This is a genomic window from Alteromonas sp. KUL17 (genome assembly GCF_006538305.1).
GTDB lineage: Bacteria > Pseudomonadota > Gammaproteobacteria > Enterobacterales > Alteromonadaceae > Alteromonas > Alteromonas macleodii.
On sequence record NZ_BJKJ01000016.1, the window covers coordinates 19,338 to 45,594 of the forward strand.

Annotated in this window: 25 protein-coding genes and 1 pseudogene; 17 read left to right on the forward strand and 9 right to left on the reverse strand. The window is 45.5% G+C overall.

The annotated features are described in order from the left end of the window. Window positions 1-81: 81 nt before the first annotated feature. On the reverse strand, window positions 82-345 hold the full coding sequence (gene rpsT / locus KUL49_RS14015; RefSeq protein WP_014950134.1) for a 30S ribosomal protein S20: 264 nt from the start codon (window positions 343-345) through the stop codon (window positions 82-84). A gap of 450 nt (window positions 346-795) precedes the next feature. Here rpsT and murJ point away from each other — a divergent pair. The 11 genes and pseudogenes from murJ to KUL49_RS14070 all read left to right on the forward strand — a co-directional run bounded on the left by murJ (window position 796) and on the right by KUL49_RS14070 (window position 15,463). Further along, window positions 796-2,356, forward strand: a pseudogene (murJ, locus tag KUL49_RS14020) (murein biosynthesis integral membrane protein MurJ). A gap of 121 nt (window positions 2,357-2,477) precedes the next feature. After that, complete coding sequence (gene ribF, locus KUL49_RS14025; protein WP_014950132.1) at window positions 2,478-3,398, forward strand: bifunctional riboflavin kinase/FAD synthetase; 921 nt, start codon at window positions 2,478-2,480, stop codon at window positions 3,396-3,398. A gap of 270 nt (window positions 3,399-3,668) precedes the next feature. After that, window positions 3,669-6,488: an isoleucine--tRNA ligase gene (gene ileS, locus KUL49_RS14030; protein WP_131137706.1), complete on the forward strand. Its 2,820-nt coding sequence runs from the start codon at window positions 3,669-3,671 to the stop codon at window positions 6,486-6,488. Continuing rightward, complete coding sequence (gene lspA / locus KUL49_RS14035) at window positions 6,481-7,029, forward strand: signal peptidase II (protein WP_049586575.1); 549 nt, start codon at window positions 6,481-6,483, stop codon at window positions 7,027-7,029. The genes ileS and lspA overlap by 8 nt, the downstream gene beginning before the upstream one ends. Before the next feature lie 14 nt (window positions 7,030-7,043). Further along, entirely contained in the window at window positions 7,044-7,511 is a 468-nt protein-coding gene (gene fkpB, locus KUL49_RS14040; RefSeq protein ID WP_014950129.1) for an FKBP-type peptidyl-prolyl cis-trans isomerase, read from the forward strand. Window positions 7,512-7,513: 2 nt separating this feature from the next. Further along, the gene (ispH, locus tag KUL49_RS14045; protein ID WP_014977011.1) at window positions 7,514-8,458 is read left to right on the forward strand and encodes a 4-hydroxy-3-methylbut-2-enyl diphosphate reductase; all 945 of its coding nucleotides are present in this window, start codon (window positions 7,514-7,516) and stop codon (window positions 8,456-8,458) included. Window positions 8,459-8,852: 394 nt separating this feature from the next. Continuing rightward, on the forward strand, window positions 8,853-9,503 hold the full coding sequence (locus KUL49_RS14050) for a pilus assembly protein PilV (protein WP_131137707.1): 651 nt from the start codon (window positions 8,853-8,855) through the stop codon (window positions 9,501-9,503). After that, on the forward strand, window positions 9,500-10,357 hold the full coding sequence (locus KUL49_RS14055) for a PilW family protein (RefSeq protein ID WP_131137708.1): 858 nt from the start codon (window positions 9,500-9,502) through the stop codon (window positions 10,355-10,357). Before KUL49_RS14050 ends, KUL49_RS14055 begins: the two co-directional genes overlap by 4 nt. Further along, the gene (locus KUL49_RS14060) at window positions 10,354-10,917 is read left to right on the forward strand and encodes a PilX N-terminal domain-containing pilus assembly protein (protein WP_014950125.1); all 564 of its coding nucleotides are present in this window, start codon (window positions 10,354-10,356) and stop codon (window positions 10,915-10,917) included. The genes KUL49_RS14055 and KUL49_RS14060 overlap by 4 nt, the downstream gene beginning before the upstream one ends. Window positions 10,918-10,925: 8 nt before the next feature. After that, entirely contained in the window at window positions 10,926-14,996 is a 4,071-nt protein-coding gene (locus KUL49_RS14065) for a PilC/PilY family type IV pilus protein (RefSeq protein ID WP_131137709.1), read from the forward strand. A 2-nt stretch (window positions 14,997-14,998) separates the two neighbouring features. After that, window positions 14,999-15,463, forward strand: coding sequence for a type IV pilin protein (locus KUL49_RS14070; protein WP_014950123.1), 465 nt, complete (start codon window positions 14,999-15,001; stop codon window positions 15,461-15,463). A gap of 81 nt (window positions 15,464-15,544) precedes the next feature. On the opposite strand, the gene KUL49_RS14075 is transcribed toward KUL49_RS14070, so the two are convergent. The 4 genes from KUL49_RS14075 to KUL49_RS14090 are packed head-to-tail and all read right to left on the reverse strand — an operon-like array spanning window position 15,545 to window position 17,997. Then, the gene (locus tag KUL49_RS14075) at window positions 15,545-15,805 is read right to left on the reverse strand and encodes a hypothetical protein (RefSeq protein ID WP_061486156.1); all 261 of its coding nucleotides are present in this window, start codon (window positions 15,803-15,805) and stop codon (window positions 15,545-15,547) included. A 47-nt stretch (window positions 15,806-15,852) separates the two neighbouring features. Further along, window positions 15,853-16,824, reverse strand: coding sequence for a hypothetical protein (locus tag KUL49_RS14080; protein WP_131137710.1), 972 nt, complete (start codon window positions 16,822-16,824; stop codon window positions 15,853-15,855). After that, window positions 16,811-17,449 (reverse strand): potassium:proton antiporter, encoded by a 639-nt coding sequence (locus tag KUL49_RS14085; protein ID WP_131137711.1) that lies wholly within the window; start codon window positions 17,447-17,449, stop codon window positions 16,811-16,813. The genes KUL49_RS14080 and KUL49_RS14085 overlap by 14 nt, the downstream gene beginning before the upstream one ends. Continuing rightward, entirely contained in the window at window positions 17,443-17,997 is a 555-nt protein-coding gene (locus tag KUL49_RS14090) for a prepilin-type N-terminal cleavage/methylation domain-containing protein (protein WP_131137712.1), read from the reverse strand. The genes KUL49_RS14085 and KUL49_RS14090 overlap by 7 nt, the downstream gene beginning before the upstream one ends. Window positions 17,998-18,075: 78 nt before the next feature. Here KUL49_RS14090 and KUL49_RS14095 point away from each other — a divergent pair, with 78 nt between their 5' ends. Then, on the forward strand, window positions 18,076-18,468 hold the full coding sequence (locus tag KUL49_RS14095; protein WP_131137713.1) for a type IV pilin protein: 393 nt from the start codon (window positions 18,076-18,078) through the stop codon (window positions 18,466-18,468). 38 nt (window positions 18,469-18,506) lie between these two features. Here KUL49_RS14095 and KUL49_RS14100 read toward each other — a convergent pair whose 3' ends face one another. Then, window positions 18,507-19,052 (reverse strand): GspH/FimT family pseudopilin, encoded by a 546-nt coding sequence (locus KUL49_RS14100; RefSeq protein ID WP_131137714.1) that lies wholly within the window; start codon window positions 19,050-19,052, stop codon window positions 18,507-18,509. A gap of 413 nt (window positions 19,053-19,465) precedes the next feature. Here KUL49_RS14100 and nadE point away from each other — a divergent pair, with 413 nt between their 5' ends. Together nadE and KUL49_RS14110 are read left to right on the forward strand one after the other, a co-directional pair. Next, window positions 19,466-20,302, forward strand: coding sequence for an ammonia-dependent NAD(+) synthetase (gene nadE, locus KUL49_RS14105; RefSeq protein WP_131137741.1), 837 nt, complete (start codon window positions 19,466-19,468; stop codon window positions 20,300-20,302). 2 nt (window positions 20,303-20,304) lie between these two features. Then, on the forward strand, window positions 20,305-20,643 hold the full coding sequence (locus tag KUL49_RS14110; protein WP_014950115.1) for a P-II family nitrogen regulator: 339 nt from the start codon (window positions 20,305-20,307) through the stop codon (window positions 20,641-20,643). Window positions 20,644-20,710: 67 nt separating this feature from the next. Here KUL49_RS14110 and KUL49_RS14115 read toward each other — a convergent pair whose 3' ends face one another. Further along, window positions 20,711-21,226: a peptidylprolyl isomerase gene (locus KUL49_RS14115; RefSeq protein ID WP_014979789.1), complete on the reverse strand. Its 516-nt coding sequence runs from the start codon at window positions 21,224-21,226 to the stop codon at window positions 20,711-20,713. A gap of 59 nt (window positions 21,227-21,285) precedes the next feature. Next, window positions 21,286-22,332: a folate-binding protein YgfZ gene (locus KUL49_RS14120; RefSeq protein ID WP_049586589.1), complete on the reverse strand. Its 1,047-nt coding sequence runs from the start codon at window positions 22,330-22,332 to the stop codon at window positions 21,286-21,288. Window positions 22,333-22,519: 187 nt separating this feature from the next. Here KUL49_RS14120 and KUL49_RS14125 point away from each other — a divergent pair, with 187 nt between their 5' ends. From KUL49_RS14125 to KUL49_RS14135, 3 genes are all read left to right on the forward strand, one after another. Further along, complete coding sequence (locus KUL49_RS14125) at window positions 22,520-22,771, forward strand: succinate dehydrogenase assembly factor 2 (RefSeq protein WP_014950112.1); 252 nt, start codon at window positions 22,520-22,522, stop codon at window positions 22,769-22,771. Window positions 22,772-22,892: 121 nt separating this feature from the next. Beyond that, window positions 22,893-23,288, forward strand: a complete 396-nt coding sequence (locus KUL49_RS14130) for a hypothetical protein (protein ID WP_131137715.1) — start codon at window positions 22,893-22,895, stop codon at window positions 23,286-23,288. Window positions 23,289-23,301: 13 nt separating this feature from the next. Continuing rightward, a complete protein-coding gene (locus tag KUL49_RS14135) occupies window positions 23,302-24,174 on the forward strand; it encodes a MaoC/PaaZ C-terminal domain-containing protein (protein WP_131137716.1) in 873 nt (290 codons plus the stop codon). Window positions 24,175-24,449: 275 nt separating this feature from the next. Here the strand turns inward: KUL49_RS14135 and nadB are convergent, their stop codons facing one another. Beyond that, window positions 24,450-26,102, reverse strand: coding sequence for an L-aspartate oxidase (nadB, locus tag KUL49_RS14140; protein WP_131137717.1), 1,653 nt, complete (start codon window positions 26,100-26,102; stop codon window positions 24,450-24,452). Between the last annotated feature and the right edge of the window lie 155 nt (window positions 26,103-26,257).

Here is a 26,257-nt window from a genome sequence, read left to right on the forward strand (position 1 = left end):
CAGTAACCCATGCTAATTAGCGTCGATTACAGATACAAAAAAAGCGCCGAAGGGCGCTTTTTTAACTACTAATCGTAAAGATTAACCTAGTGCTTTGATTTGTGCAGCTAGACGGCTCTTATGACGAGCAGCTTTGTTCTTGTGAATCAAGCCTTTAGTAGCCATTCTGTCAAGTACTGGAGTAGCAGCAGTAAGTGCAGCTTGTGCCGCTTCTTTGTCACCGCTTGCAATTGCAGCGATAACTTTCTTGATGCTTGTACGAGTCATTGAACGACGGCTAGCGTTGTGCTGACGACGCTTTTCGGCTTGGATTGCACGCTTCTTAGCAGACTTAATGTTAGCCAAGGTGTAACTCCCAAAATAAATTCATGTCAAAAACGAGGGTGCGGATTGTGCCTACCAAACGCCCAAATGTCAAACGATTTAAAACTTAAATCGTTCCGCGTTAAAACGCGCAAGCTATTGAACACAAAGTATGCTCAACACGTTGCACATTCTTTGCGACATTTCTCTGCGACATTTTTTGAAAGAGATTCGTAGTGATATCCTTTCAAGACATTTTAGCGATAGACATGCATAAACGACAGCACCCCATACCGGGCGCGGATTATAACAAGAAAGTTGTTAAAGATGCACAACTATTTTGAAGAAATCGTTTCACCTGCGATAGCCTTTAGTTATTATGGCTCGCTTGCAACCTAGCGTTGCCGCTTTGCGCTTGGCAGACGCCTTTGACTATCTTTCAAATGGCTGATGCAATTCAGCCTATTCTTTACCTCTTATTGGAAGTGTGACGTGTCACGGAAGTTAATAAAATCTGGTCTTATCGTCAGTATTATGACCTTGGTCTCGCGAGTATTAGGCTTGGTACGTGATGTTGTTGTTGCCAAGCTTATGGGGGATGGGGCAGCCGCTGACGTATTTTTCTTTGCTAACAAAATCCCTAATTTTCTTCGCCGTCTATTCGCCGAAGGTGCATTTGCGCAAGCGTTTATTCCGGTATTAACCGAAGTTCACGAGAACGACGATAAAAAGCAACTCAGAGAGTTCGTTGCAAAAGTCAGCGGTACGTTGGGCGCTATTGTTTTTGTAGTTTCTATCATAGGGGTAATAGCATCTCCTGTTTTGGCGGCGTTATTTGGTACAGGCTGGTTTGTGGCGTGGCTCGAAGGGGACGAGGCCGGAGATAAGTTTGTGCTCGCGTCGACCATGTTAAAAATTACCTTTCCTTATTTGGCGTTTATCTCTCTGACTGGGTTGGCAGGGGCGATACTCAATACGCTCAATAAGTTTGCGGTTGCCGCTTTCACGCCGGTTTTACTTAATGTATGCATAATTGCATGCGCAATATACTTAGCACCTGCGCTGGAGCAACCCGCATACGCTCTAGCGTGGGGCGTGTTTATCGGCGGTATTGTACAGTTTCTTGTTTCAACTACCGTTTTTGTTCAGGGCAGGGCTCTTGGTAAAGCCAAAGTGGGGCTGGCATGACGAAAACGTGGTGAAAGTGCGCACCTTGATGATCCCCGCCTTATTCGGTGTGTCAGTAGGGCAAATCAATTTGTTGTTTGACACGTTTATCGCCAGCTTTTTAGTTACCGGCTCAATAAGCTGGTTGTACTATTCTGACAGGCTGCTTGAATTTCCCTTAGGGCTGTTCGGTATCGCTATCGCTACGGTCATTTTACCGACGCTTTCCCGGAATCACGTTAGTAACAATCCCAAAGCGTTTGCTGCCAACATTGATTGGGCGTTTCGCATGGTGTGTTTATTAGGCATACCTGCTGCAGTGGGGCTTGGCGTGATGGCAAGGCCTATTTTGACCGTTATTTTTCAGCGGGGCGCGTTTACTGCAGAAACCGCCATTATGGCGTCTTACTCGCTTACCGCGTACTCGTTTGGCTTGCTCAGCTTTATGCTGGTAAAAATTCTTGCACCAGGGTTTTATTCCCGCCAAGACACCAAGACGCCAGTGAAATTTGGTATTTGGTGTATGGTCGCAAACATGGTGTTTAACCTTATTTTAGCGATTCCGTTTGGTTATGTAGGGCTTGCTGTCGCTACCAGTATGTCAGCTACGCTTAACGCCGCTTTGCTTTATATAACACTGCACAGACAAGGTGTATTTGCGTTAAGCCGCACATCGGTTTTGTTTATTGCCCGTGTGGTTATTGCAAGTGCTGCCATGGGCGGGCTTATTTATTATCGCGATCAAGGCTTAGCTTTCTTTGAATTGTCTCTTCCCGCCCAAATGTTAGAGGTAGGAATAACCATTTCGCTGTCGGTTATATTGTTCGTTAGCACCATGGTGGTGCTGGGCATGCGGCCTAGGCATTTCAGAAGCGGCGGCGATTAGTATTCAATAGATGCGAAATAGCGCATGGAGCCAGAATGGCCCGTGCGCTTGGTATTGTGCTCGCGGTCGGCTATAATCGCGAGCTTTGATTTTCTAGCAGTTAAAAAGGTAGTGGCTAACAGTGGAATTTATCCGCGGGCTAAACAATGTAAAACCGCACCATAAAGGGTGTGTGCTCACTATTGGCAAGTTCGACGGCGTACACCGTGGTCATCAAGCTGTGTTGGCTAACGTGCTTGAAAAAGCGAAATCGCTATCACTTCCTGCCACCGTAATGGTGTTCGAACCGCAGCCTGAAGAAGTCTTTATGCCTGATAAAGCACCAGCGCGTATAAGCCCTCTTCGCGAAAAGTACGAGTTGCTGCGCCAACAAGGTGTCGACAGACTGCTTGCTGTGCGATTTAACGCGGAGTTTGCTAAGCAAAGTGCCGATACCTTCGTTCACGATTTATTGGTGGACAAACTGGGTGTTAAATTTCTTGTTGTTGGCGACGATTTCCGTTTTGGCAATGGCCGCAAAGGGGATTTCGAAATGCTCGAGGCGGCAGGTCGCCAATACGGTTTCGAAGTGGTAAGCACCCACAGTTTTACCATGCATGCCCATCGAATAAGCTCTACCGCGGTGCGAGAAGCGTTGGCTGACAGCGACTTCGGTTTGTCTACCGAAATGCTAGGGCGCCCGTTTGCTATTCACGGTAGGGTGGTTCACGGCGAGAAAAAAGGTCGCACCATTGGTTTTCCCACCGCGAATGTCATGCTAAAACGTCAAAAAACGCCAATTCACGGCGTGTTCGCAGTTCGTGTCGACGTAGATGGTAAACACTATAACGGCGTTGCGAACATTGGTACCCGTCCTACTGTTAACGGGGTAAGAAACCAGTTAGAAGTCCATATTTTTGATTTGTCATCTGACCTTTACGGCAAGCCCATTACGGTGTTTCCGATGGCAAAAATAAGAGATGAAATTAAATTTGATTCTTTTGAGGCGTTGAAAGATCAAATTCAAGCAGATGCAGCACAAGCGCGTCTGTTATTAGCATAGTTAAACGTGATAAAGTCACGAAAAGTTTTTGCGCGTATCAGTTTTATTGAGCTCGATTTTTTTAAACGTGGATCCTTGTTCGCGAAACGCGTAAGTAAGTCACTGTGCTAGAACATATAACGTCAGCCTTGCGCTAGTAAGAACGACACACAGTTTTACGTTGAACCTTTTACATTCAGCGTTTTAATTTGAACATCGCAAAATGAATATCGCCTTCACAATGTGTTAGTGCATTGGGTGAAAATTAAGGTAACCGGATAATACAATTTTATGAGTGATTACAAAGCCACACTGAACCTTCCAGAAACTGCGTTTCCTATGCGCGGTAACCTTGCTCAGCGCGAGCCGAAAATGCTTAAAGACTGGCAGGAAAAAGGGGTATACAGCAAAATTCGTGAAGCGAAAAAAGGCAAAAAGCCATTTATTCTTCACGATGGCCCTCCTTATGCAAATGGCGATATTCACATTGGTCACGCGGTTAACAAAATTCTCAAAGACATTATTGTAAAGTCGAAAAACCTTTCTGACTTCGATTCTCCGTACGTTCCTGGATGGGACTGTCACGGTTTGCCGATTGAATTGATGGTAGAAAAGAAAGTTGGTAAGCCAGGTAAGAAAGTTACTGCGGCTGAATTTCGCCAGAAGTGTCGCGAATACGCACAAAAGCAAATTGACGGCCAAATGGCTGACTTTAAACGCTTAGGTGTGTTTGGTGAATGGGATAACCCATACAAAACCATGGACTTCAAATCTGAAGCCGACATCATTCGTGCATTAAGTAAAATTGTAGACTCTGGTCACTTAGAAAAGGGCTTCAAACCTGTTCATTGGTGTACAGATTGTGGTTCAGCACTTGCTGAAGCAGAAGTTGAATACAAAGACAAAGTATCACCGGCAATCGACGTTAAGTTCCCAGTAGCTGATGTGGCTGCTATTGCAGAAGCGTTTGGTGTGTCTGAAGGTGATTTAACCACACACAAAGCAGGTGTAGTTATTTGGACTACCACACCGTGGACACTGCCAGCCAACCGTGCAATCAGCTTACACCCAGAGCTTACCTATGCAATTGTTGAAGTTCAGCCTTCAAACGAATGGCTAGTGGTAGCGCAGGACCTGCTTGAAAGCTGCATGAGCCGCTACGGCGTTGAGGAATTCCGCGAAGTGGCAACCTGTACTGGTGCCGCGCTTGATAAGCTTAAAGTTAATCACCCATTCTTAGACCTTGAAGTACCGTTAATTCTAGGCGACCACGTTACGACTGAGTCTGGTACAGGTTGTGTACACACAGCGCCAGCCCATGGTGTTGACGACTTTAACGTGGGCAAGCAATACGATATCGAAGTGTACAATCCGGTAGGCAACAATGGCGTGTACCTTGAAAACACACCGCTGTTTGCAGGTCAGTTTGTATTTAAGGCCAACGATGAAATTATAGAAACGGTTAAAGAGAAGGGTAACCTTGTCCTAAACGTAAAATACGAGCACAGCTACCCGCATTGCTGGCGCCACAAAACGCCAATCATCTTCCGCGCTACGCCTCAGTGGTTTGTAAGCATGGATAAAAAAGGCCTTCGCGCTGAATCACTTGAACAAATTAAGCAAACCAAATGGATCCCAGACTGGGGCCAAAACCGCATTGAGAAAATGGTTGAAGGTCGTCCAGATTGGTGTATCTCTCGTCAACGTACGTGGGGCGTGCCTATTCCTTTGTATGTGCACAAACTTACCGGTGAAATCCACCCAGATTCTGCGGCGTTAATGGAAAAGGTGGCACTGGAAGTTGAAGCAAAAGGCATTCAAGCGTGGTGGGATCTTGATGATGCAGCCCTGCTTGGTAGCGAATTAGACAACTATGAAAAAGTGACAGATACACTAGACGTTTGGTTTGACTCAGGCGTAACGCATTACTTCGTTGTCGATCGTCGCGATGACATTCCGGCCTCTGCCGATTTATATCTTGAAGGTTCAGACCAGCACCGCGGTTGGTTTATGTCTTCGCTTATGTCATCAACTGCCATGCACGGTCACGCGCCTTATAAAGAAGTGCTAACACACGGCTTTACGGTAGATGCCCACGGCAGAAAAATGTCGAAGTCGGTAGGTAACGTTGTGGCACCTCAGGAAGTGACTAACAAATTAGGCGCAGACATCCTTCGTCTATGGGTAGCATCTACTGACTATCGCGGCGAGATTGCGGTATCGGATGAAATTTTAAAGCGTGCTGCAGATGGCTATCGCCGCGTACGTAACACCGCACGTTTCTTGCTTGCGAACCTGAATGGTTTCGCAGTTGAAGATGCGGTTGCAGAAGAAGATATGGTCGCGCTCGACCGCTGGATTGTTGCTCGTGCTAAGGCACTTCAAGAGGAGCTTATCGAAGCGTATGGCAACTACGACTTGCTGGTAGTGTCACAGAAGCTTACGCACTTCTGTTCAATTGAGCTGGGCTCATTCTATTTAGACGTGATTAAAGACCGCCAGTACACGGCTAAGGCAGATGGGCTAGCCCGTCGTTCATGTCAAACGGCCATGTATCATATCATTGAAGCATTAGTTCGCTGGATGGCGCCTATTACCAGCTTTACCGCTCAAGAAATTTGGGAAACGCTACCAGGTGAGCGCAGCGAGTTTGTTTTTACTGAAACCTGGTATGAAGGGTTTAATAACTTCACGCAAAGCGATACGTTTAACGATGCCCTATGGCATCAAGTGTTAAGTGTAAAAGACGCCGCAAACCAGGCGATGGAGCAGGCGCGTAAAGATGGCGAGCTAGGTGGCTCACTAGAAGCGAGCATTTCGCTTTATGCTACCGAGTCGTTGTACAACGTACTTGCAAAGCTTGAAGACGAGCTACGCTTCGTACTTATTACATCAGGCGTTACGCTAACGAAAGTTGACAGTGCACCGTCTGATGCGAAAGCTACAGACGTTGAAGGTTTATGGTTGAGCGTTGATAAAGCAAGCGGTGAAAAGTGTGTTCGCTGCTGGCATCACCGTGAAGATGTAGGCTCACATGAAGGCCACGAAGAGCTTTGTGGTCGCTGTGTGACAAACATTGACGGTGATGGAGAAGAACGCCACTATGCTTAAGCTTTTTCGCGATACAGGCTTGCGTTTTTTGTGGATAAGCGCAATTGCGTTTATCCTCGACCAATGGAGTAAGTACACGGTTATCGACAGCATGTCCTTGTATCAGTCGATTCAGGTATTGCCGTTTTTTAACTTTACTTACGTACACAATTACGGCGCCGCATTTAGCTTTTTAGAAAATGCAGGTGGCTGGCAGCGCTGGTTCTTCACTGCCATTGCTGTCGTGGTAAGTGTAGTGATTTTGTGGTGGCTGAAGCAGTCACCCCGTTCGCAAAAAATGCTGCCCGTTGCGTTTGCCTTTATTCTAGGTGGTGCACTAGGTAACGTTTACGACCGTTTAGTCCATGGTTATGTCATCGACTTCTTAGATTTTTACGTAAACAACTACCACTGGCCAGCGTTTAACATTGCTGACAGCGCAATATTTATAGGCGCTGCCTTACTTATTATCGACATGTTTAAAAATGGCGACAAAAAAAGTGAAGGGAACGGTGCAGACGCGCGAGCCAGTGCCGCGGACAATAGCGAAACCATTAAGTAGTATTCGGAAAGGTTATGACAGACTCATTGATAATTGGTGCTGACAACGAAGTTATTCTTCACTTTGATTTAAAGCTAGAAGATGGCTCTGCCGCTGACAGTACTCGTGTAAACAACAAACCTGCCAAAATGGTGATGGGTGACGGTAGCCTTACGCCGAATTTTGAAGCGTGTTTACTTGGGCTTAAAAAAGGTGACAAAAAGTCATTTAAATTAGGCCCTGAAGATGCATTCGGCCAGTCCGATCCGAATAATATTCACTATATGGATAGAAGCCGCTTTGGTGCAGATTTACAGGTTGAGGAAGGCATGATTTTAGCGTTTGCTCAGCCTGACGGTTCAGAGATTCCGGGGATTATTCGAAGTGCTGCTGGAGACTCTGTTACGGTAGACTTCAATCACCCGCTAGCAGGGCAAACGGTTATCTTTGACGTTGAAATTATTGATGTTAAACCTGGCGTGTCAGCACAAGGTGGAAACTAGTTATGCAAATTCATTTAGCTAACCCTCGTGGTTTCTGCGCGGGCGTTGATAGAGCTATCACCATCGTTGAACGCGCGCTTGAAATGTTCGAGCCGCCCATCTATGTACGCCACGAAGTGGTACACAATAAATTTGTGGTAGATGGGCTACGTGAGCGTGGTGCGCTATTTGTTGATGAGCTTCACGAAGTACCAGACGACAGCATAGTAATATTTTCTGCCCATGGCGTATCGCAAGCGGTAAGAAAAGAAGCGGAAAATCGCGGTTTAAAGGTCTTTGATGCCACGTGCCCCTTAGTGACGAAAGTACATATGGAAGTTACCCGCGCTAGCAAAACGGGCACTGAATGTATCTTGATTGGTCATGCTGGTCACCCTGAAGTAGAGGGCACCATGGGTCAGTACAGCAACGAAGATGGCGGTATTTATTTAGTTGAATCTGAAGCTGATGTGGCAACGCTTGAAGTTAAAGATCCGACCAATCTTTATTATTGCAGCCAAACTACGCTGTCTGTTGATGATACCGCCGATGTTATTGACGCACTTCGCGCTAAGTTCCCCAAAATCAATGGTCCGAGAAAAGACGACATTTGCTATGCCACGCAGAATCGCCAAGACGCGGTGCGTGACCTAGCTCAAGATTGTCAGGTTTTACTGGTTGTTGGGGCACAGAATAGCTCAAACTCGAACCGTCTTCGCGAGTTGGCTGAAAAAATTGGCGCAAAAGCGTATTTGATTGCTGACGCTAATTGCATTCAAGAGGAATGGCTAGAAGGTGTAGAGCATATTGGCGTTACTGCAGGCGCGTCTGCACCGGAAGTGTTAGTGCAAGGTGTGGTAAACAAGCTCAAAGCGTGGGGTGCTGTTTCAGCTTCTGAGCGTGCTGGACGCGAAGAGAATGTGGAATTTGCTGTACCTAAAGAGCTGCGTGTTAAACAGGTCGTTTAATTTAACCGCACTATCAAAATAAAAAAACACCGCACTTAGTTGCGGTGTTTTTTTATGCTTTTGTCTACTGGAAATTCAACAAGTTGCGAATGGATAATAATACCTTTAGAACAGGGTATTTTAACATGAACAGGCTACACGGTTCGGCCTTAGGTAACACCTTTTATGCCGTAAACGTACATTGTATAGCAGTGTTATAGCACGCTTACCATTTAGAGCCTTTTACTTTAAAGATAAAATGGTTGAACAGTCTGCCTTGTACTTGCTTGCTAGAACAGGCCACAGAAAATTATACGTTTTAATAACCATTGATACCCAGTGTTATACGCTTTTGTCTTACTATACTACATTGGTGATAACACCAATTTGAATGTTAGGTATATGGCAAAAAAAGATGATTGCTGAAAAGGTGATAATGAAGCGAGTGAAGGGAAGTCATATTCGCGCACAACGCGGTGCAGGTCTTATAGAGATCTTAATCACCTTATTTATATTAGCTGTGGGCTTATTGGGTGTTGCTGCGCTCCAGTTTACGGGCTCTTTTGCCAATAAAGACGCAATAAGCCGAACTCAGGCCGAGATGGTGGCAGCACAAGTTGCAGAACGATTGAGAGCCGCCGCTCGCCCAGCAACAGTGGGAGACGGCATGGTAGTCAACAATGCGTACTTCTCTAGCGATATCTATAATTTTGCCACGTTAAGTTGTTCTGGCTCGTCTCACCCTTATCACTGCTACTGTCTGGCAAGGCCGGCAGGGATCCCAAATTGCGAAGGCCAGGCCTGTACTGAAGCACAGATGGCTGAGTACGATGGTTGGGCGCTATCGTGTTCAGCGGTACAAACCAATCCTCAAACTAAAGTGTCGGTATCGTGTGACGACAACAATACGGCAGATATTTACAGCTGTAGTGCAGGTTCTCGTGTAGAAGTGTTGTTGACGTGGCCTGTCGCTTCTTCGGGAAATCAGACCTATACCCTTAATGCGCGATGTAACGAATCTGAAGGTGACAGTAACGCATGTGTGTTTAAGGATATTACATTATGAATGCACGTCGCCACCGCCCACAGCAGGGTTTCTCCCTTGTCGAGTTAATGATTACGTTAACGTTGGGGTTAGTGATATCAGGCGCGATTATTCAAGTGCTCGTCAGTAGTAGCGTGACGAATAAGCTCAATCAAGCCGTGGCTCAAGTACAAGAGTCAGGCCGTTTTATCATGGCTCGCCTCTCTGCAGAATTCTATGAAGTCGGCCGTTATGATCAGATAGTCGCGGATGTGGATACATCCGTTGATATCGTTGCCGAAGCGGCCTATGTGGAAAATCACCCCATCGCTGTAGCAGGGGATTTCGCTACTAACGCGACACTAGGCAGTATACAAACCTCTAGTGGCAGCAGTGATAAGCTGGTTGTGAGCCTACTAAGTGACGAAGATTGTACTGGAAACCAGCACGGCTATGGCGGTCTCGAGTTTCACGTTGTTAATCACTACTTTGTAAGCGGCAGTACACTTAAGTGCACAGGATATGATGGTCGGGTACTTCGTGGCCTAAAAGTGCAGACAGTGTCGCCCCTTACCGTAACATTGCTCGATAACGTCGAAAGTTTCCAAGTGCAGTTCGGCGTTTCAAGCAGCATTACCAATTCTCAAGGGCAAGCTGTTTCGTACGTAACCGCAGATGAAATTGAAGATTTAAGGGCGCTTAATCAACAAGTTGTGTCACTGCGCTGGGCGCTAATGCTTAAAAGCTATCAAAATGAAGTGAGACAAACACAGTCTCAGAAATATGCGCTGTTAAACGAAGCACCTAAAACGATGGACACGGCCCATTATTATCAAGTGTTCTCAAAAACGTTGGCACTTCGAAATATGAAAAATTTTGTCAGGAGTTCGCGATGAAACAACAAGGCTTAGTGATGGTATTCGCACTTCTTGTGTTGCTTTCAATCACTGTTTTAGGGGTAAGCGCGGTAACCAGTAGCTTGTCTCAGTCTAAAATGGCAGTGTCTATGCAGCAAAGTGGTTTGGCTTTTGATGCTGCTGAAGCAGCGATCGCGGGCGTTTTCTTTGAATCTGAAGATGAAACCCTACTTACCGACCCGAATAAGACAGACCCGCTCTCGGAAGCTCGGCAGGGTAACGTGTTTGACCCTGAAGCAGATTCAATGAGCTGTTTCGATGACGGGGAGTGGACTGACAGGTATATGACTGAAGGCGGCCTTGCTGTTGGTGACAGACATGTGGTGGATGGCACGTATCAAAGTGAGGCCTCGTCAAAGAGTTGGTCGCGCACTGCGTTTATCAGAGAGCAGGCTTGTCGAGGCTCGAGTAACGTGATTGGTGGAAGTAACGTCAATTGCCATGTATTCATTATCAGAGGATGTGGGAAAGTGGCGGGTAAATCTTCTGTTGTGGCGAACAGCTTGGCTGCCTCTGTATTTGGCCCTGCGTCTCAATAGGTATTAATATGAAGAAACTCTCGACTTACCTTGCCTCTATTACACTATTTAGCTGTATCGGTTTCTCTGCGTTTGGTGACGACCTTGATATTTACCTAGGCAACGCAAATAACGCTGTAACCTATAACCCGAATGTGCTGTTTATCATGGACTCATCGGGAAGTATGGGATCTTACGATAACACCAGCCAAACTCGAATGTTGCGCGTACAGAATGCACTAAAAGAAGCGCTCGGTTCGGCGACCAATATTAACGCAGGTTTGATGCGTTTTTCGGATTACGGTGGCCCAATCCTCTATCCGGTTCGCAATATAGATGAAGCGGTAAGACCTGAAATTATCATTTCAACCAACGAAGACGATCACGACGCACATGAAATAGACGGTAGCGTTACCACTGACAGCAATGACCTTGTATTAAGCAGCGGTACCCAAACCGTAACCTCTGGTCTGCGTTTTACCGAGTTAAACATACCTCAAGGCGCGACAATCGTTAATGCCAGTATTAGGTTTACTTCAGAAAAATTCAATGTGGCGGGTACATCCCTTGTCATATCAGCTGAAGCATCGGCATCAAGTACAGCCTTTGCTTCGTCTTCGAACAATTTGAGTGCGCGAACGAAGACCGCGGCTAACGTTGAGTGGGCAACCGATAATAGCTTTCCCGCCTCAGGCGAGGTGATAACCACACCTGACATAAGTGCGGTCATTCAAGAAGTCGTTGATTTATCGGCATGGTGTGGCGGCAAGAACCTTAATATTTTAATAGAAGGCTCTAGCACCGATTCAGCAAGCTCTCGTGAGGTAAGAGCCAGTGACGTAGGCCAAAGTGGTGCGCCACAGTTGGTGGTAACTTATGATGACTCTACCGCTACGGGCTGTGTTCAAGGCGAAGCAATTTATCAAGTAGCCAGTTCACGAGATAACTTGGAAGAGAACGTAAACGGCTACCCGAATACCGGCAGTGAACTGACCTTCCACCCATCTTACAATGATTATATAGGCGTTCGATTTCGCAATGTGAACATTCCTCAAGGGGCTGTAGTAACAGAAGCGTATCTTGAGTTTACTGCTTACAGTACGGTGACCTATGGTAACCCGAGCATGCGTATTAGGGGCGTAGCTGATGATGATGCGTCTGATTTTCATCCAGACCGTCGTAACCGCTTACGAAATTTGCCTAAAACATCGGGTATTACCTGGTCCATGCCTGATTTTTACAACAATTATACCTACCGTACGCCTGACGTGAGCAACATTGTTAAGCAAATTGTGGATCGTTCAGGGTGGCGGTCAGGTAACGATATGGCTTTTGTTCTTGATGATTTTGTGTCGTACCGCGGTGCGCATACGTATAACAACTCGCCATCTAAAGCACCGAAGCTTATTGTGAAGTTTAACGGCTCGGCGACACCTGGCGCTTCAGCAACGGTCCGTGAACATTTAATCAGTAAAATAGATGAGCTTAGCGCCAACGGTCTAACCCCTATAGTAGACACATTGTTGGAAGCGGCTAACTATTATGGCGGTAGAGACGTAGATTATGGGCGAAAACGTGGGGAAAGTGACGTTAGCAGCTCTGTGCGAAGAAGTACTCGTGTGAGCCACAGAAGCTCTTACCTAGGTGCAGATTCAATTTTGCCTTCGGGCTGCTCGGAAGACAACTTGTCAGACAGCGACTGTATCACTGAGCAGATCCCAACACCGGCAAGTTACATTTCACCGGTGTCTGACCTACAGTGCCAAACAAACAATCACATTGTTTTATTGTCCGACGGCGAAGCGAACAACAACCACAGTGTTTCGAAAATTCAGACGTTACTTGGTAAAAGCTGTACCGGAAGTAGCGGTGAGAAGTGCGGCCTAGATTTAGTGAGAAATATCAGTGAAGCGTCAACGTCAGTAATAGGCCCAAGGGTTATTACACACACCATCGGGTTTGCGGCGAACAATAACGCCAACAACTTCCTTAATCAGCTTGCTTTGCAAAGTGGTGGTGGTTTCTATCAGGCAGATAACAGTACGGATTTGCTCGAGGCGTTTAATACTATTTTGCGTTCTGTAAAAGATATTAATGCAACCTTTGTGTCGCCTGGTGTGGCGGTTAACCAGCTAAACCGTCTAACCCATAGAGATGAATTATACTTCGCATTGTTTAAGCCGAGCGAAGGGGCGATTTGGCCTGGGAACCTTAAACGTTATCGCTTAAGTGGTGATGAAATTCTCGATAAAAACAGCCTAAATGCGGTGGATAGCGTTACGGGATTCTTCGCTGAAAATGCACACAGCTATTGGTCAACCCTTGCTGACGGCAGCGAGGTGAGTGAAGGTGGAGCAGCCAGTCGCTTGGGCGGGAACCGAAATATATACGTGTTCAATGATACGGGTAGCATTGTAAGAAGTGCCAATGAATTACACGAAAGCAATACGAATATAACGAATGCTGACCTTGCCATTCAGGATGAAACTGACGCGAATGCGCTAAGAGATGCCATCTTAAAGTGGACTCGAGGCGTGGACGTAAAAGACAGTAACGGCGATGGAAGTACAACTGACTATCGCTCTCAAATGGGCGATCCCATTCACTCTCAGCCTATAATTGTTAACTACGGTACTGACGACTCGGCCATTTTTGTCGCCACCAACCAAGGAATGTTGCATTCATTCGACACTTCAACAGGCGAAGAGAACTTTGCCATCATGCCTAAAACATTGCTGCAGAATCTACATCATTTTTATAAAGACACATCATCGCTAGAGCACAAATATGGCTTAGATGGTGACATGATTCTAAGAACAGTTGGAGACAACAAGTACCTTTATGTTGGTATGCGCAGGGGGGGACGTAATTATTATGTCTTTGATGTGACGCAAAAGACCTCACCCACGCTGAAATTCAAAATTGAAGGCGGGGCGGGGACGCTGGCAAAGTTGGGCCAGACGTGGTCGAGACCAACAATCACTAAAGTGAACATGGGCGGACAAGTTAAAAATGTCATGATTGTTGGCGGTGGCTACGATGACGCACAAGATGATCGTGCTATTCGAGCAAATGATGTCGTTGGAAATGCTGTGTTTATGTTCGACGCTGATACTGGCAGCCTCTTGTGGCATGCAAGTAATGAAGATGCGGATTTAAACTTAACGAATATGACATACAGCGTTCCAGGGCGAATTTCAGTTATTGATAGGGATAACGATGGGTTTGCGGACCATATGTATGTGGCCGATATGGGCGGCCAGTTATTCAGGTTAGACATCTATAATGGAAATTCAGGTACGAATTTTATAAAAGGCGCGCGCATTGCCGACTTCGGTGGCGACACAGCAGAAGCCAACCGACATTTCTACTATGGGCCAGACGTAACAGAGATAGCGCTAGGCGATGAGTTGTATTATGGCATAGCCCTTGGCAGTGGGTGGCGTGCATCTCCGCTAGATACCGTAGTTGAAGACAACTTTTATATGCTTAAAGACAGCGGCGTATTTAACCGTGATGTAAATGGGAATTACACATTTATGCAAACGGTTTATGAGAGTGGAATGTACAACGCCACGAGTCATGCCTTAAATAGTAGTGACGAGGGGGAGCGCGAGTTGGCTTCACAGGACTTTGCTAACAAGGCTGGGTGGTATTTGAATTTAACCACTAACGGTGAAAAGGTACTGTCTTCTCCGCTAATTATCGATTACAAGGTGTTCTTTACGACCTATGTTCCGGCGGTGAGTAGTACCAGTGCATGTGCTCCGCCCACGGGTAATAGTCGCGCTTATTTAGTCAGTATGTTTAATGGCAACGCCGTCACAGATGTAAATAATGACGGAGAAGTTAACGACGCTGACCGCTCAGCAGAATTAAAACAAACTGGCATCGCACCAGAGACCAAAATTCTTATAGAAGATATTGTGAGTCCAGTGGTTTGCTTGGGTACTGAATGTGTCTCAGCAGTGATTGACGTTGATGAAGATGGCAACGACGAGGCATGTACTAACGCATTTGAGTGTTTAGCTGAAAATATTTACGGAAGATTCGAGCGAATTCAGCGTGGTAGTTGGCACTCAGAAACAGAGAGGGAATAATTGTGAAGCATAAAAAAACAGAGAGCGGATTTTCATTAATTGAGCTTATGATAGTTGTGGCGATAGTGGGCATTATTGCCGCCATTGCATACCCTTCTTACCAAGGTGTTATTGCCGATGGATACCGCGGCACAGGGCAGGCTGACTTGTTGGGGTTCGCATCTGCAATGGAACGTCATCACAGTGGTTCTTTCAGTTATGAAGGTGCGGCAAGTGGTGGCGCAAACACCGGCGCGCCAGCCGTTTTTTCTACTTATTCTCCGTCTTCTGAGCCCCAAGCAAATCGCCGTTATAATTTAACTATACAAGCGGCCAGCGCAACAGCTTATGAGTTGAGGGCAACGCCAGTCAGCGGCACAGGTCAAGCATCAGATGGCACGTTGTTTTACTTCAGTGATGGGAGAAAGGGTTGGGATAAAAATAACAATGGATCCCTTGAGTCCGATGAATATTGCTGGTCATGCTAATTATTAATACTGGTAGATATTCGTTAAGCGATTAATGCCACAGGTCCTTTTGACGCCTTAAAAAAACGTGGCGTTGATGTGCTATTGGGCTGAAATTACCAGTAATGACGGTTCACCAAATATTGCGATGTCATCCCAACGTTGGTCAACCGGGTCGTTAACCAGGGCGAGTCGAACCGAATTCAATGAGCCATTGTGCTCAGCGTTTTCATCCAAAGTCACTTGAAAGAGAAGCCTAGAATCAATGCGAGTGGCAAGTAGATAGGTGGTAGTGCTTGTTAAAATAAGCAGTGCCAGCAACACTTCAATCAAAATACTTCCTGTATTTTTCAATTTAGGCATCTTTGAGGATCCTCTATTTCTGGTTTTTCGTTTACCTAATATTCAGCTCAATCGTTTGTTGAGCTATTCCTATACCATGAACCCGGGATAGGGATAATTTTAGCGAGTGTAGTGTGCGATTGAAGGTTTTTTAGCACCGTGGTGGACGGTGTTAATGACCCATCAAGACTCGTGTTCAAGGGCTGGTTGGAAACGTAAGCGCCTTTTATAGATGCCTCAGGCGAAACATGCAAAGTGTGCGTATATGGCGTGGTGGAAAGCATAACTATCAAACCATGGAATTGCGTATCGGCGTGAAGTGAAAGGTCGCCATCCACTATCAGTAGCATTAAAGGCTGGTTTTCGTCTGAGTGTGCTATATCTTCGTTATCCAATTGGCAATCTCCCTCTATCCAGAAAATACTGGCAGGCGGAAGGTTCACACAATCCTGTTTAGCAACGCTTTGAGGAAAATACGTCGCGCTCAGGTGCTCTATGCTTCGATTAAAAAGCCATTCGGTAAGCTGATTGTCCCATGATAATTGTTGAGTTGAAGTAGGTAGCCTTAACAGTGACGGATAGCGCAGAAATTTAGCTGTGTAAATCATATTACTTTCGTCTTGGGAAACCCGCACGTCAAAGTGTTGCAAAGGCTGCTGTTCTTCACCAACTAAATCGGTCTGCTCAATAAGTATCGTTGCATTGGATGTGTCTATCCTATTCAACGTTTGCGAGGCCGAATGACTTCGTAACAACTTGGCGATTTCTTTGACTTGCTGCATGTGTGTAACATGCGCCTTCTCGGTATCCCGCTTTGTCTTTTCAATCGTATAAAATTGTTGAACCTGCTGTGATGTACTTATAGCTGAGAAGGTAATAGCGCTTAATAATATGGCCACAATTCCCAACACGGCGATGCCTTGCTGAAAACGAAGCGGTGCAGTAGGGCGTGTAGGTACAACCCCTCCATGGCTTGTTTTGAACTCAGTTTTTCTGTTGCCTCTTTGAGGCCACTGCATTTCGGTATTAGTCGTAGGCATTGACAGCCTCAACTATGAACGTTCTGGCGCTTTTGACGGTAGGATCAACTTTACTGTGCAACTCTATTTCAATTTCATAGGCACTTCCCCAGCTACTGCTGTGCCTTCGGTTAACCGTGAATTTGGTGGCAACGGTAGTTTGCGTATCGGTTAAGTCGTACCAACCGCTTTGTATACAGGAATGTCCTGCTACTCGGTACTCGATGGCATTGTCGTGCAATCGGTATCCAAAAAACTCCCCCTGAGCCTGCGATACCACGCCGTCCTTGTTCTTATCATAAGAAAAGGTAACACAGCTATTTTCAGGTTCATTTGCGCGGTGGCCAGTGGTTACTTCGAATACCGTATTTTCGATTGTGGTCGCACCGAAAGGTGATAGGGTGTTAGGGGAGTAAACAAAACCCGCTTTGCTTAGGTGTTGTGTAATTGTACTTTGTAGCGCACGTATGTCGTCTTCTAAGCTGGTAGCGTGTTGAATTGATGAGTGTGCAATGTGCGACCGCGCCGCTTGAGTTGCAACGGCTGAAATCACTATACTTGCCAAGCCACAGGCCACCAGCAGTTCGGTGAGACTATATCCACAATACGGCTTGATTGCGCCACGACGCATTACATGTTTTAGCATGGCGCTATTCCAGAAATAGACTGAACGCTACATAGCTTTATTCGGCCCAATGTATTAATAACTAACTTTGCCCTGAAGCGCTGGCTTGAAAGCGTTAGCGTCGTATTACTCGCAAAATTGAGGGTACCGTTTTTATTGAACGCGACAATCTTGTCCTCATTATTGGTTGTGCTCAATTCTGTATTCCACCGCGAAGGCAGTGACAAGAAACTCGACTCAGTCAAGGCACAGCTTTGGCGGGTGGCGCAAGAGCACGAGTTTTCTTCGCTCACGAGTACACAGCTATTGTGTTCAATTTGCGCAATCAGGAACATGTTCTTTTTGTTTATTAATGCTTTCATTCTCGCCTGTTTTGCGAGTGAGGCTATTCCGGTGGCAGCATGTTTAAAGGCCTTTCGCTCATTCCATGCATCAAATGAAGGAATAGCAATTAACGATAGGAGACTGATTACTGCCAGTACAACTAACATTTCTAAAAGCGTAAACCCATTCAATCTCCGTTGTGAAATGCTTAGCTTGTTGTTGGATGTGTAAGCGTGAAAAGCCATGCGTAAGTCCAGTTACCCTGCTTAATTCATATTGGTAATCTCAATGTACTGAAATTCAATTAGAGAGATAGCTGTACCATGGAAGGGAATTATAAAGCGTACATACAACATCATCTGACTAAAGGTTTTTCGCTTGTAGAAATACTGGTTGCAACGGCTATAGCAGGCATATTGTGCGTTGCGACTACGTCGGCAATTACCGCTAGCGAACAACTAAGTCAGCTCAACAAGGTTAAAGCGTACCTTCTGTCTGCCCAAGCAATTCAGTCGCGAAGTTGGCTACTTACAGGCGAGTACGTAACGCACGATGCGTTGCCACCCTTTGGAATAGCCAGCGTACGCATCTCACAAACCATCAGCGACACGGGAATGTATGAAATTAGTGCTACACTGACGTCTAGAGCATCTACGGACAGTTGTAGAGTAATAAAAATACGTGAAGACGCACTGACGCCCACAGAGTGTTGGTAAGAAAATCCTCGAAACTTAACGATACGAAAAGTGAACGGTTAGCTACAGCTTAACTCATTACCTTCTAGGTCTTCTTTTTTGCCGTTGTCATCACTGTCTACGGCAACAGATATTCTTCCGTAAAGCGATAATAAAAGTGCTGACGCATAGTTTGCATCGTTGTTATTGGGACATAAAGTGATGGTTGCGGCGCGGTCTATTCCGCCTTGCTCGTCGAAGATAAGGCTGCCGGTTATACCGGAGATGGTATTGGCATTACTAAGTGGATCGCTTGCTAAAATTAAGACCTCATTGTTATCTCGGCCGCCGTTTCCATTTGCATCTATAAACACCATTTTTGCATTGCGCCAACTCGACGTGCAGGCTGTATAGTTTTGCGTAGGGCACAGCACTACGTTCGTTTGTTCGTCTACCGCAGAAAAGCGAGCGAGTTGAATCACTGCACTTAAATTGTTTAAGTCAGAGGTAATTCTGTTTTTGATTACGATATTTTGAATGCCAGGCGCAACTGTGGTGAGAATAATGGCAAGAATAGCGACGGCAACAAGCATTTCTAGAAGGGTTAGTCCTTGCTGTCTCGACATTATGGATAGTCGTGCTGTAAGCCTAGTGTTTGTCATAAACGGTATTCGATTCCACGCGTTGCTATAAAGAGAAACAGGAGGGTTTGCTTTTGCGCCGCCTTTCTCCAATGTAATGTTGTAGCGCCATAATTTTACGCTACTTACTCACATTTTAGGGTAAACTAATTTGAGTTGGCAAAGGTATGTTTTACCGCGCAACCGCATATTTGGCCATACGCCTTACGTTTAATGGCTTGTCGTTCTGCTGTGCTTGAATCTCAACTTAATAATAAATAAATTGCTGACCTTAAGTGCTGCACAACTGCAATACCAGAAGAGTAAATCCAAATAGATGCGCGGATACCACTAACATCTGCGGTCAGATTGTCGTAGAATCAAGTTCCAGGACGCCCCAAAAATACGTGGATATAATGATGCAAAAACAAGCAGTTATTGATGAAATGAAAGTGCTGCCTGAAATTGACGTAGAGTACGAAGTCGCACGTCGAGTCTCGTTCATAAAAAAGCAGTTACTTACTTCTGGTTTAAATTCGCTGGTACTGGGTATTAGTGGCGGCATTGATTCATGCACATTGGGTCGGTTAGCTCAATTAGCAGTAAATGAGTTAAACGATGAGCACCACGAAAAATACCAATTTATCGCGGTTCGTTTACCTTATGATACCCAAGCCGATGAAGACGATGCACAGAAATCTATCGACTTTATCCAGCCCTCTCATTCTCTTGCAGTGAATGTAAAACCTGGCGCAGATGCTATTCATGCGTCTACTTCACAAGCGCTTGCCAGTGCTAATCTTCTTCCCGACAGTGAAGCGAAACAAGACTTTGTGAAAGGAAATGTTAAAGCACGTACCCGTATGGTTATCCAGTATGAAATTGCTGGGATGGTTGATGGCCTCGTTTTAGGTACCGATCATTCGGCTGAAAATATTACAGGGTTTTATACCAAGTATGGTGATGGTGCATGTGACCTTGCGCCGTTGTTTGGTCTCAGTAAGCGCCAAGTACGTGCAGTGGCAGCCCATTTGGGTGCACCACATAACGTCATCACTAAAGCGCCAACTGCTGACTTGGAAAGCCTGTCTCCGCAAAAAGCCGATGAGCAAGCATTGGGCATGTCTTACGACCAAATTGATGACTTTTTGGAAGGAAAGCCAGTTTCTGCGGAAGTGGAAGAGAAATTGCTCTATATTTATGAGCGTACACAGCATAAACGTGTGCCAATTCCAACAATTTACGATGAGTTGTAGTCATGAAAAAAATTGAAGCTATCATTAAACCGTTCAAAATGGACGATGTTAGGGAAGCGCTAGCTGAAGTCGGTATCGCAGGGATGACAGTGTCAGAAGTGAAAGGGTTTGGTCGTCAAAAAGGCCATACTGAACTTTATCGCGGTGCTGAGTACCAAGTTGACTTCCTACCCAAGATCAAAATTGAGCTTGTATTGGACGATGACCGCGTTGAGCAAGCGGTTGAAGCTATTCAAACGTCAGCTAAGACAGGCAAAATTGGCGACGGGAAAATCTTCGTTTACAACGTTGAGACCGCCGTACGAATTCGTACCGGTGAACAAAACGAAGACGCGATTTAATTAATCGGTGTTTATCAAGCATAAAAAAGGGAGCCGCTGGCTCCCTTTTTTGGATGATTATCACACGTTAGTGTTTATCGTCAGAGCATTCACCTGTTTTAGGATCACAGCAGCTGCTTTCTGCTTGGTGCACATGACCGTGCTCAAGCTCTTCTTTCGTTGCTTCTCGTACGTCAACAACAGTCACGTCAAAAGTTAGCGGAATACCGGCAAGAGGGTGGTTACCGTCAACAACAACCTCTTCGTCAGTTGTTTCAATGATAATGACCGATTGCTCACCTTGTGGCGTAGTTGCGCGGAAAGACATACCCACTTCAACATCCATACCGTCAAACATTGAGCGTGGTACAGTTTGTACAAGTTCGTCAGCACGTTCACCGTATGCTTTTTCAGGGTTTACTGAAACGTTGAAGCTATCTTCCTTCGATTTACCAATAAGTGCATCTTCTAGTCCTTCAATTAAGAAGCGACGGCCTAGTAGTACTACTAGTGGCGATTTCCCTTCTGAAGAGTCTAGCGTTGTGCCGTCTTCGGTAGATACGGTGTAGTGTAGCGTTACAACGCTGTCAGAAGTAATTGTCATAACAAATCCTATCTTGGCCCTTTAATAAAGGGCAATAAATGTAATGCAGTAAAAACTGCTTATCGACGTTTTTTCACAATATTGCTAGCTTTCTGCTCAATACTGTACGGCAAAGTATTAGGGTAACAGGTAATGGCGTTATTATCAGCCAATCTGTGTAAATCTTCGCTGGTGGTATCGTTGTTGAGCACTGCAATAAACCAGGTTTCATTATCAAGCGATGCAACATTGAGTATTTTGCCCGCTATACGCCAATTTTCGCCCAACTGCTTTTCTAATGCATCGCCAGGTTTAATATTTACGTTACCTTCAAGCTTAAAGCTGTAGGCGGCGCGTTTGTTTTTACCCAGAAAGCGGGTTCGCGCAACCACCTCTTGCCCCATATAGCAGCCTTTATCAAAGTCGATACCGTTGAGCGCCTGCACATTAATCATCTGGGGCACATATTCCGCCACTGCGTCGCCTTGCACTAAAGCGTGTACGCTTTGAATTTGTATAGCGTCAAACACGGTTTGGGGATAGCAAGAAAGGGTTTGCGCCTCTATTAACGAATTTATTTGCTTTGCGCCATTATCATCTAAAAGAACAATAATTCCTTTGCAGCTAGTATTGGCAAAATAGGCGACGCCGTGTTCGCTCTCGACCTTTTCAAGAGAACCATTGTCAGGAGTATCGCTCTCAAGAAGGCGTTCCACTTCGTTTTCGGAGAAAAGCTGGCTTAACGCTGCCTTTACTTCGTTAGTTTTCACTGCATCAAGCGAAATAAAATAAGCGCTGTATGTTTGTGTGTCGTCGAGAATATCAACCTTAGAGAACACACCATACTTATTAAGCTGTGCTAATGAATGACTACCCGCATCTTCATTGGTAACCAACAATAATTTGTTTTGGTGGCGAGTTACGTACCCGGTAGACCACGTTTTGCCTTTATTATCACAATGGGCGAAATGCCTGGCAGTATTCTCGGTTAGCTTATTAATGTTGACCGTAATTTGCCCTTGCAGGTAACTGTCGGCCTGTTCTCCTTCCAAAGAAATTATCATGGCATTTGAAAGCTTGACCACAAATTCACTTGGAAGACTTTGTAATGATGCGATAGATGTCATATTCACCACTGTAAAATTCGCTGTATGTACTCAAGGTATGGTAAAACCACCAATATTCAAGGGCAATACATGGGAATGTGCGCAGATTAAGTTCTATTTAGTTTGCCTATCTGACCAAAAGAGCAGTGATCCCCACGCATAGGGCATGGTATTATTGTTAGCGAATAAAAAACGGTATGAAAGACATATGTTTGAACCAAAAAGATTAGCGCGATTAAAGTGGGCGTGTCGCAGAGGCATGCTAGAATTAGACGTACTTTTACTTCCTTTCGTGGAAGAAGCCTTCGATTCTTTAAGTTATGAAGATCAAGAAACATTTGAACGTTTACTTACCAGTGATGACCCTGATTTGTTTGCATGGATCATGGGACACCAAAAGTGCGAAGACCCTGAACTAGCCGCCATGGTGGCGACTATCGTCAACCGTGTCAAAGTATAGAATTTGCATTACGCACAATAGGTTTAGAAGGTTATTTGGGGAAGTATGCGTTGCTGTTTGTCTTTTCGCAGCATTGTGCAGCCTTCCTCAATACTTGTGGTCTTGGCTGAGCTTCTCAAAATTGATAGCGCTTGTTGCTGTTGCAACCACGTTAGTTATTTTCTGGCGTCTTTATGACGCGTTTAGTAACAAAATTTCTGCTACTCAATACGCTCTCTCTTTGACCAGCGATGGTATTATCCGGGTTGTTGACGACACTATGCTCTCACTGGATTTGCAAAGCATGCCAAAAGGTAGCTTGTTAGTTGATGCTCAGGCCGACGGCACATCAATGAATATTCATCATTCTTCCCAGCTCTTTACTTGGGGGCTGTGTATCAATGTGCTGCGCCAAAAACGCAGATGGTTTGAAAAAGATCATAGCCATCTCGCTTGGATCTTAAAAGGTGAGTGCTGCGAAGCAGACTATCGCCGGTTGGCTAGAGCCATTATCTTGGCCCGAAAAGCAACGCCTTAAAGGAATTTAAAAGATGTTTCGTGAGTATATAAAAGCGTTATTTAAACGCGTTGACGCCAGGCAGCTTATGCAGTTTAAACCGCCTACGTTGCCTCAGCGCATCTATACCAAAACGCTCAATGTCGACAATGTGCACTACGCTTCTTTTTGTCAGGAAGTTGACTGGCCGGCAAATGAGCATGCCCATCCACTTTATTTACAAATGCTTTCCTTACCATTGCAAATGCAGTGCTTGCTGGACAAACAAAGCCCATTTCCTTTGCTTGGCCTTATCCACGCCGCTAACAAAGTATCGGTAATAGACCATTGCGACTTAAGCGAACCCTTTGAATGTCGCGTGCGCTTTCACGATGTGAGACCGCATAACCGAGGTTGGGAAGTGGATGTGATGTTAGAAGCGCTGCAGGCAGGGAACCTGGTTTATAGAGCGATAAGTAGTTACTTAGTGAAGGTGAAAGCCGTGCATGTAGCTCCACTTGGTGCTAAAAATGACTTACATGACGATTGTGAACTAGAGAATAGGGCGCTCATCGGTGAAATTGGTGCTTCGGCTAATACAGGTCGCCGCTATGCAAAGCTTTCTGGTGACTATAACCCTATTCACTTGTCTGCAATATCTGCCAAAGTGTTTGGGTTTAAACAGCCTATAGCACACGGCATGTGGACATTGTCACGCGCTGTGTCGGCGTTTGTAAGTCATCAAGACTCTAGACAATCTATGAGCGTAAAAGAAGTAAACTGCCGCTTTAGAAAGCCCGTGTTTTTGCCTTGTGACATTCACATTCAACAACACTGTAAAACAGATAGTAGTGTGCTTATAGACGTTACCGATAGTAATGACAGCCTTGTGCACTTATCTGCTAGTTTAGCGTTTAATCAGGCTTGAATAGGTAAGGTAAAAGCAGCCAATTAGTTGAGATTGATGTTTAGTGAATCGTGAAAAGAGAGCATGCGATTTTAGCTCTCTCTTTATTTGATGCTTTCTATTGAGCGCTAATCAGAACTTTTGGCCTTCATCCATTTTGGTTTAGCGGCCATGTTCCGCAGTTTCATTTAACTCAGCGCGCTAAATGAAACTACGTGAATGCTCTAATTTTTCTTCAATCCGATATAGACCATTATCTTTATACTAGTCGGCATCAGCGAAGCTGTCTCGAGTAATTAGCGAGCCAACATCAGCACCAGAGAGTTGTTTTTTGGAATAAGAACTGTTGGCAAAGGGTTGTTTAATTGCTCAGGGTGATCCAAATTAAAGTGTAACCCTCTGCTTTCTTTTCGCTCCATCGCGCATCGTACTATGAGTTCTGCAACCGTAACCAGGTTTCGAAGCTCTAGCAGGTTATTACTCACTCTGAAGTGTGAGTAATATTCAGTAATCTCTTGCTCTAGTAACTTAATTCGGCGCATGGCACGTTCAAGTCGCTTATCCGTGCGTACAATACCTACGTAATCCCACATAAACAGCCTAAGTTCATGCCAGTTATGTTGAATGATGACTTCCTCATCCGAGTTAGAAACCTGGCTCTCATCCCAAGGCGCAATAGGCTCTTCACAGTCTGCACTGGGAAGATTTTTTATAATATCTTCGGCTGCAGCGCTCGCAAAGACCACGCATTCAAGTAAAGAGTTAGACGCCATACGGTTAGCACCATGTAGACCTGTGTAAGCTACTTCACCGATTGCATACACGTTATTCAGATCGGTTTTGGCATTAAAGTCGGTCATTACGCCGCCGCAGCTGTAGTGCGCCGCGGGCACGACAGGGATAGGTTCACGGGTTATATCGATACCAAGCGAGCGGCACTTTCGATAAATATTAGGGAAGTGTTTAACGATAAAGTCAGCAGGCTTATGACTGATATCCAAGTACATGCAGTCAGCGCCCAATCGCTTCATTTCATAGTCGATTGCGCGAGCAACGACGTCGCGCGGCGCAAGATCACCACGCTCATCAAATTTGTGCATAAAGCGGGTACCGTCGGCGTGGCAGAGGTTTGCGCCTTCGCCGCGCAGCGCTTCGGTAATTAAGAAATTGCGTGCCTGCGGGTGGAATAAGCAAGTAGGGTGGAACTGATTGAATTCCATATTCGCTACGCGACAGCCTGCGCGCCATGCCATGGCAATGCCATCACCGCTCGACACATCGGGATTCGATGTATACTGGTATACTTTGCTACCGCCGCCAGTTGCTAAGGCAACAAAAGGGGCGCGAATTACTTCAACGTGTTCCTGTTGCCTATTCCAAACATAGGCGCCCACAACGCTGTTTTTCTCTTCTTTAGAAGGAATGAGGTCAATGGCGTTATAACGCTCAAACACGTGAATGTTTGGGTGAGTCGATACCGCGTCGTTTAATGTAATTTGAAGCGCTTCGCCTGTGGCATCTGCAGCGTGAAGAATTCGCCGGTGGCTGTGTCCGCCCTCGCGGGTAAGATGAAAGCGCTCCTCACCAGATTCACTTTTTTCTGTATCAAACGGTACACCGTAACTGATAAGCCACTCAAGTGACGCCTTTGCTCGTTCTGCAGTAAATCTTACGGCTGGCTCTTCGCAAAGCCCAGCACCTGCAGCAAGCGTGTCTTTTACGTGTGCGTCTATGGAGTCTTGTTCATCGAATACTGCGGCAATACCACCTTGTGCATAGCGGGTAGAGCCTTCATTGCGGTCACTTTTACTAAGTACAATAACCTGACAATGGTCGGCAAGCTTAAGCGCTAAGCTCAATCCTGCCGCGCCACTCCCAATAATCAATACGTCACAACGGTGTTCTATTGCATTTGATGTGGAAGTTAGTGAAGACGATACAGATTTCATGTATTTTTATATCAATTCAAACGAGCAAAGGTTCGGCAAGTCTAAAGGATGAGTAGCAAAACACAATCATTCTTGCCCCCTGGCCTAAGCATTTTTTAAAATATTTAATGCTTTTACAGAACTTTTGTAAAAAGAACGCGTCTATACACATGCTT